The 7439-nt window shown below is 70.7% G+C and carries 3 protein-coding genes; 1 reads left to right on the top strand and 2 read right to left on the bottom strand.

What is annotated here, in order from left to right:
* Positions 1-32: 32 nt before the first annotated feature.
* Positions 33-1097 carry a LacI family DNA-binding transcriptional regulator gene (locus tag G6045_RS37890; protein ID WP_165336785.1) on the bottom strand — a complete coding sequence of 355 codons (1065 nt, stop codon included), beginning with the start codon at positions 1095-1097 and terminating at the stop codon, positions 33-35.
* Positions 1094-5800 carry a glycoside hydrolase family 38 N-terminal domain-containing protein gene (locus G6045_RS37895; protein WP_165336786.1) on the bottom strand — a complete coding sequence of 1569 codons (4707 nt, stop codon included), beginning with the start codon at positions 5798-5800 and terminating at the stop codon, positions 1094-1096. The genes G6045_RS37890 and G6045_RS37895 overlap by 4 nt, the downstream gene beginning before the upstream one ends.
* Before the next feature lie 250 nt (positions 5801-6050).
* Here G6045_RS37895 and G6045_RS37900 point away from each other — a divergent pair, with 250 nt between their 5' ends.
* Positions 6051-7355 carry an ABC transporter substrate-binding protein gene (locus G6045_RS37900; protein WP_165336787.1) on the top strand — a complete coding sequence of 435 codons (1305 nt, stop codon included), beginning with the start codon at positions 6051-6053 and terminating at the stop codon, positions 7353-7355.
* Positions 7356-7439: the final 84 nt, after the last annotated feature.

The raw sequence follows: 7439 nt of genomic DNA on the forward strand, positions 1-7439 counted from the left end.
CACCCGCACCCGCCAACGCACCGTACCCACCCTCACGCCCCCGACGTCGGCGGCCCCGTACTCTCCCGAGGCTCCAGATGCGGGAGTTCAGCCTGAAGACTCCGCACGGGCCCACCATCGAGCCGGGCCAGAAGCTCCTCCGCAGCCAACCGCCCGAACCCCGACGTATCCCGCACGAGCGCGGTCAGCCGAGGATGCGTCACCCGGCACAGGGCCGAGTCGTCCCAGGCCACGATGGACAGTTCGCCCGGCACCTTGATCCCGCGCTCGGCGGCCACGGCCACCCCCGCGACCGCCATCACATCGTTGTCGTACACGATCGCCGTCGGCGGCGCGTCCGAGTCCAGCACCCGCCGCGTGGCCTCCGCGCCCTCCGCGTCCGAGTAGTCGGTCGGTACGGAACGGATCGCCGTGAGCCCGAGCCGCCCCGCCTCCGTACGCAGCGAGTTGATCCGCCGCTCGGTGTGCGCGAGGCCGGGCAGACCCGCCACGTGCACGACGTGCCGGTGGCCGAGCTCGTACAGGTGGGCCAGCACCGACGCCATCGCCGCCGAGTCGTCCGCCCACACCGTCGACACCTGCCGCTCGCCCTCGGCGGGCGCGCCGATCATCACCGAGGGGAGGCCGAGCGAATCGAGCAGCTCGGGCCGCGGATCATCGCTGCGCGGGTCGACGACGAGCACACCGTCCACACGCTTCTCCGCCCACCAGCGCCGGTACACCGCGCACTCCGCCTCGATGTCCTCGACCACCTGGAAGAGCAGCGCCACCTTCCGTGCGGCGAGCACTTCCTGGACGCCGGAGACCAGTTGGAGGAAGAAGGATTCCACGCCGAGGGTGTGCGCGGGCCGCGCGAGCACCAGGCCCACACACCCCGAACGCTCCCCGGACAGCGCACGCGCGGCGCTGTTGGGCTGCCAGCCGAGGTCCTCGGCGACCCGGTGGATACGGTCCCGGGTGCCCTGCGACACCCCGGGCCGCCCGTTGAGGGCGAAGGACACGGCGCTCTCCGAGACTCCGGCCCGGCGTGCGATGTCCTTGATGGTGGGCCTGCGCGCGGGGGTGGCCCGGGCGGCGCCGTCGTTCTGCGGTGTCATGCCTTCCCCTCGTGCGGTGCGGTGGTCTGCTCGGCGCCGTCCTGCCGGCGGGGCTCCTGGCCCACGTGGACGGCGACGGCGGGACCGTAGGCGATACGTCCTTGGCATACGGCCTTGATCAGGACCCAGTACACACCGGGCGGGGTGTCCACGGGCGCAGACAGCTCGAACACGGTCCGGGTTGTGTCCTGCGCGGCCAGATGAAGCGCGGTGCGCTGACCGGTGAGCTGCCAACTACCGTACGGGGATACGGCGAGCGCCTCGCCGTGCAGATCGCTGTGCAGGCCGTTGTGCACGAGCACCGCCACCTCGCCCCGGCCGCCTGGCGTCAGGTCCACCCGCGTGGTCCCGGCCTCGATGCCGATCCCGGGCGGCGGTCCTGACCGGCCCGGCACGGTCACGGTGAGGCAGTCCTCGACCGCGCCGGCGGGAGTCGTCATCACCACGCGTACGAGATGGTCGCCGCTCTCGGCATCGGGCGCCGGCCGCACGGTGAGCGGCAGCAATGCGTGAGCGTCGGCGTCGATCCGTACGGTCTGCCGGGTCCAGTCGGCGGACCACCCTTCGGGGAGCAGCACTTCGACGGAGCAATCACCCGCCGCCTCACGTGAGTTGGAGGTCAAAGCGACCTCCGTATGGAGCGGCTGCTCGAAGTCTTCCGTAGTCAGCGCGCAGGGCATGACCCGCACGGAGTACGGGGCGTTGCCCAGCGGCGCCGTGCCGGTGTTGTGCAGCCAGTAGCGGCTGAACACGGGCTGCACCGGCTCGCGCAGAGGATCCGTTCCGGGCGAGGGCTCGGAGGTGAGCCGCACCGTCGCGTAGGCGTTGCCGCTCAGATCGAACACGTCGTCCGGCGGATTCGCCGCGAGCCGCTCGTCGCCCGAGGGCTCCTCGAGCAGCCCCGTCCGCTCGGCGCCGACGACCACCATCTCCCTGGTGAGCGTCGGCCGCACCGCCCGGCCATGGGTCTCCCGCAGCCGTACGGCGAAGGCCTCGCCGTCCTCCGACTTCTTCACGGTCTCCACGAGGACCTGCCGGGACGGTTCGACCGAGAGGTGCGACATGGCGCGGGGAGCGGGTCCGTCATGGAGCGTGCTCGTCACGGCGGTGAGCGGCTGGTTGAACTCCCGTCCCCTGCGCGTGAGATCGGCCTCCCGCCAGTCGCCTTCGGAGGTGACGAGGGCGTGCTCGAAGACATGGGTCCAGTGCTGAAGCTGGAACGAGCTGCCGTCCGGTGCGGTCCGCCGGGGCGGATCCATCCACTCGGCGCTCGGCCGTCCCGTGCAGGACCGCATCAAGGTGCTGTGCAGGCGGCCCTCGGTGTCGATCGCGAAGCTGGGCGTGCCGCGGACGAGGACGCCGACGGTGCGGTCCTCGAACGGCTCGGCGCCTCCTGCGGGCGCCAGCGCCCCGAGGGCCGCGTCCCGCCGGAGGGTCGCGGCGAGGGCGGCCAGCGCGCCCGGCAGATCATCGCCGGTGAGGACGAGGACGGGCAGGTCCCGTGGCCCCGTGAGGTCACAGCCGGGCTGCCACACCTCGCGCAGCGGCGCCTGGGCGGGCACCAGGACGAGCGGGCTCTCGCGGTCCCGTACGGCCTTCGTGTACGCGGCGGGGGCGTCGGAAAGCACCGCGGCGGTGAAGGAGTTGACGTCGGGACCGCCGAGGGCGATACGGAAGTCGGGCAGGCTGCTGTCGACGGCGAGGTCACCCCAGCGGGGGCCTTGGGCCCGGGTCGGGGTGGTCGTGACTCCGTGCTGCACGAGGGCGGTGACGAGGTCGCGGAGGGGGTCGCCAGGACCGTCCGTCGAGGGGGCCGCGGGGGTGGTCGCGGCTGTCGCGGCGCGGGAGCGGTCGTCGGCCTTTTGGGCTTCGGCTGTTGTGGCGCGGGAGTGGTCGTCGGCCTTTTCGGCTCCGGCTGTTGTGGCGCGGGAGTGGCTGCTGGCCTTATCGACATCGGCCGTCACGGCACCGGAGTCGGAGCCGGTGCCGGCTTCCTCGGCACCGCGCGCCATCGGCTGCCCGTACCCGGGCAACCCGGCGTCCGGCAGCACGATCTCGCCGGCGCCGAGCGGATGTTCGCCCACCCGCGTGCCCTCGGGGCCGGTGAGCGCGACCCGGAGCGTCGACGACAGCGCGAACCAGTTCAGGCACGGTGTGTCCAGCGTCCAGGGCGCCCGGGTGTGATCCACGCCCGTGTCGGTCTCCGGGAACGCGAACCCGCGCCCCACGGCCGCCGCGGCCGTCTCCGCCACCGGCAGCGCACCCGGTACATCCGCCGGGATCCGCAGCCTGAGCAGCTGGTCGCTGCCCTCGAACTCGTCGACCCTCGTGGTGAGTTCCACCCGGTCGAGGCCCTGCCAGAGTGTGGTCGTACGGGTCCAGCGCACCGGCCCCGTACGGCCACGCGCCACGATGCGCGCACCGAGCGGACTGTGCTGCACCGCCACGGACTCGGCGGGCGCCGCACCCGACCCCGTTCCCGGGCCCTTGGGCAGCAGGTGCCAGGGCCCTTCCTCGAAGAAGGGATGCGCGGCGTACTCGTCCTGGACGACCAGTTCGTCGACCTCGCCGGGGGTGATCAGCTCGCGGCCTGAGCGCAGATCGGCGACCCGGCCGAGCCCGCCGCCGCGGGAGGGGTCGGCCTCGACGAGGAACGTCTCATTGGCGATGCGAAGGCACGACGGGACACTCCCCGCGTCCCCGTCCGCCGCCTCGACCCACCCCCCGGACACCGGCCCATCCGTGCCCACCAGCCACCACGTCCGGTGCCCGAGCGAGGGCACCTCGCGCGCCAGGAACGCGATCCACGCCACCCCGTCGTGCACATGCTCGACCAGTACGGGCCCGGGTGCGCCGCCCTCCTCGCCGCGCACCCCGATCCACGCCGGGTCCGCCACACCGAGCGCGTCCAGCGCGACCTTCGTACGGACCACGTCCGTGCGGTCCCACGACACGGGGTTGAACACGGTCACAGCCACCACCGAGTCGGTGGCCGCACCCGCCTGTGCGGCCAGGTTCAGCTTGTCGGCCGCCGCGGCCCTGTCCGCCGCGGGCGCCCGCGTGTCCACCGCGGCCGTCATCGCCGACAGCGCCGACTCCCGTACGGACTCGGCGAGTTCGTACGCCTCCCGCCAAGCAGGCAGCAGATCCAGATACACCTGATCCGAGAACGTGCCCGTCACCGCGTCATGGTGCGCCGCGTGCAGCAGATGCCGCCACGCCTTGTCCAGCGCGTCCGCCGGATACGTCATCAGCCCGAGCGCATGGACGAGCGACGCGTAGGTCTCCGCCTCCTGGACCAGATACTCGGCCGCCCGATGGGCCTGCTTCACATCGGCGTACGTGACGTCCTTGCCGGTGTAGACGGGACCCATCTCCCGCGTCACCGGCAGCGGACGCTCCCCGCGTACCTCCAACTCGGCCCGTACGGCGGCGAAGTGCTCGCGCGGACCGGAGTGCTCCATGCGCGGCCAGGTGTAGCGGCGGTTCCACGCGTGCTGGACGTCCAGGCCCCACGGGTGCGGCCAGGAGAAGTCGGTGCCCATCGGTATGAGGACGTTGCGGGTCGCCGCGCCCGTCCTCAACAGCTCGTACAGATCGAGCAGTTGCCCCGCCGCCGCCTGAGCCGACACGGCCTTGTGCGAGAACCAGCCGGCCGAATAGTGCGCCGGCAGATAGTGCAGGAGCAGCCCGGATCCGCTCGGCCCGATCCAGTCGTACTCGGCGGGCAGCTGCATCGCGCTCGGCGGGCGCAGCGCCTCGCCCCACGTATCCATCATCGGACCCCACTGATGGTGCGGGCCGCGCGCGAACACCGCCGAGTCCAGACCCGCGTCCGCCATCAGGGACGGGAACGACGGATCATGCCCGAAGACGTCCAGCTGCCAGGCCGTGCGCGGATCCCCGCCGAGCACATCGCGGTGGAAGCCGAGCCCGTGCACCGCGCTGCGGACGGTGGTCTCGGCGGAGGTGAGGTTGGTGGACGGCTCGTTGTACGTCCCGCCGACGATCTCGAGGCGCCCCTCGCATATCAACTGCCTTATCTCTTCGCGGTGTTCGGGATGCGTGTCCCAGAACGGCTTGAGGTAGTCGATCTCCGAGAGCACGAAGCGGTACGAGGGGTCGTCCGCCGCCTGCTGCAGATGCAGCGGTACGAGCGTGAACGCCGGCACGCCCGTGTACTCCCAGCCCTTCTCGGGCTCGCCCTCGCGCTGCGGGGTGTCCCAGAGGGCGGTGTAGGCGGCCTGGGTGTTCCACCACATCGGGTCGTAGTGGAAGTGCGGGACCAGGCGGACGGTCCAGCCCGGTTCGGCGACCGTCAGCTCGAAGTCGTACGAGGTGAGCAGGCGGCCGTCCGAGGCGTGCACGTGCGCCGTGGCCGGCAACCGGTCGCCAGGAGCGGCGTCCGTGACGCGGACCGGGACCTCGGCCCAGGACTCCAGTGCCGTCTCCGACTGCCGTGCGCCACCGGCGAGTTCGGCCTTCGCGTCCACGCCCGCGTACGCCTCGGCGGTGTCCGCGCGCAGCAGGCGCGGGCGGGGCGTGCCGACACCCCGGCCCGTGACCGAGATCCGCAGCGGTCCCGCCGGGCGGGTGCGGCGGATACGGACCCGTACGACCTGGAGCGGATCGCTCTCGGGGCCGGTGAAGAGACCAGGTGTGGTGACACCGCTGACGTGGACGGAGAAAGCCTGGTCCGGCACGGGGGAGTTCCTTTACCTAAACCGCATTAGTGATCACACCCTGAGGGGTGTGACGGCTCAGTGTCAAGGTCCGGTGTCGGCTGGTCAAGGCGGGGGTATTGACATGAGCTAAACCGCATTAGTAGCGTCGGCGCCGCGCCAGGCTGGGGCAACGTCCCGTGTATTCGGCGCGAGTTCCTGAATGCCCATCGCGGATTCTGAATCTGCTGCGCAGATTCGTCTTTAGGTCAGAGCAAAGGAGCCCGGACCCATGCGGATATCCCGTCGCATAGTCACAGCCACCACCTTCGCGGTCGCTTCCGCCCTCGTTGCCACGGCGTGCGGAGGCACCGGATCGGGCGGCGACGGGAACAGCGAGTCGTCCGGGAAGATCGAGGGCACGGTCAAGTTCCAGACCTGGAATCTGAAGACCAACTTCAAGGACTATTTCGAGGGCGTCATCGACGGCTTCGAGAAGAAGTACCCGGACGTCGAGGTCCAGTGGATCGACCAGCCCGCCGAGGGCTACGCCGACAAGCTCAGCGCGGACGCCACCGCCGGCACGCTGCCCGACGTCGTGAACGTCGCCCCCGACCTCGCCACCCCGCTCGCCAAGGCCGGCCTCGCGCTCAACCTCGACGAGGACCCGGCCGCCGCCAAGTTCAAGGGCGAGTACCTCGAAGGCGCCTGGAAGGGCCACGAGATGCCGGGCAAGGCCGGCACGTACGCCTTCCCCTGGTACCTGAACACCGGCCCGATGTTCTACAACAAGGCGCTGTTCAAGGACGCGGGCCTCGACCCCGAGAAGCCGCCGACCTCGTACGACCAGCTCTTCGCCGACTCCCTGAAGATGGCGGAGAACAGCGACCGCAAGATCGCCATGCTGTCCAACGCCCCGGCCATCGAGGACTTCGGGCGCTACGGCGTGCCGCTGATGAACGGGGACAAGACCAAGTTCACGTTCAACGACGCCAAGGGTGTCGAGCTCGTCGAGAAGTACAAGGAGCTCTACGACAAGGGCGCGCTCGACGAGCAGGCCCTGACCGCCGTCGCGGAGTCCTCGGGCCGCAAGTTCCAGCAGCAGCAGATCGCCATGAACCCCGGCAGCGCGCACGACCTGGAGACGTACAAGAAGGAGGCCCCGGGCCTCTACAAGAACGTCGGCGTCACGCCCGCGGTGAACAACACGGGCAAGGACAACATGTACGTCCAGGGCCTGATGGTGAACGCCCAGTCCAAGGTCAAGCCGGCCGCGATCGAGTTCGCGCACTGGGTGACGAACGCCGAGAACCAGGAGAAGTTCGGCCAGGAGGTGGCGGTTTTCCCGTCCACCAAGGGCAGCTTGGACCACGAGTTCTACACCAAGGACGACGGCACCGACGAGGGCCGGATCCGGGTGGCCGCCGCCAAGGCGCTGAAGACCGCCGTCAACTACACCCCGGTGGTCTTCACCGAGCAGATGAAGACGGTGCTCAAGAACGAGGTCGCCAAGGCGATGCAGGGCAAGAAGTCCGCCAAGCAGGCCATGGACGACGCGGTGGCCGAGTGCGACAAGCTGCTCCAGCAGGCCGGCTGATCCGGCGCCCGAGGACCGTACGACATGAGTGACACGTCGACGAGGAACGGTGAGCCGGCCGCCAAGACCGGGCCGGCCACCGCC

The organism is Streptomyces mesophilus (assembly GCF_011044995.1).
GTDB lineage: Bacteria > Actinomycetota > Actinomycetes > Streptomycetales > Streptomycetaceae > Streptomyces > Streptomyces mesophilus.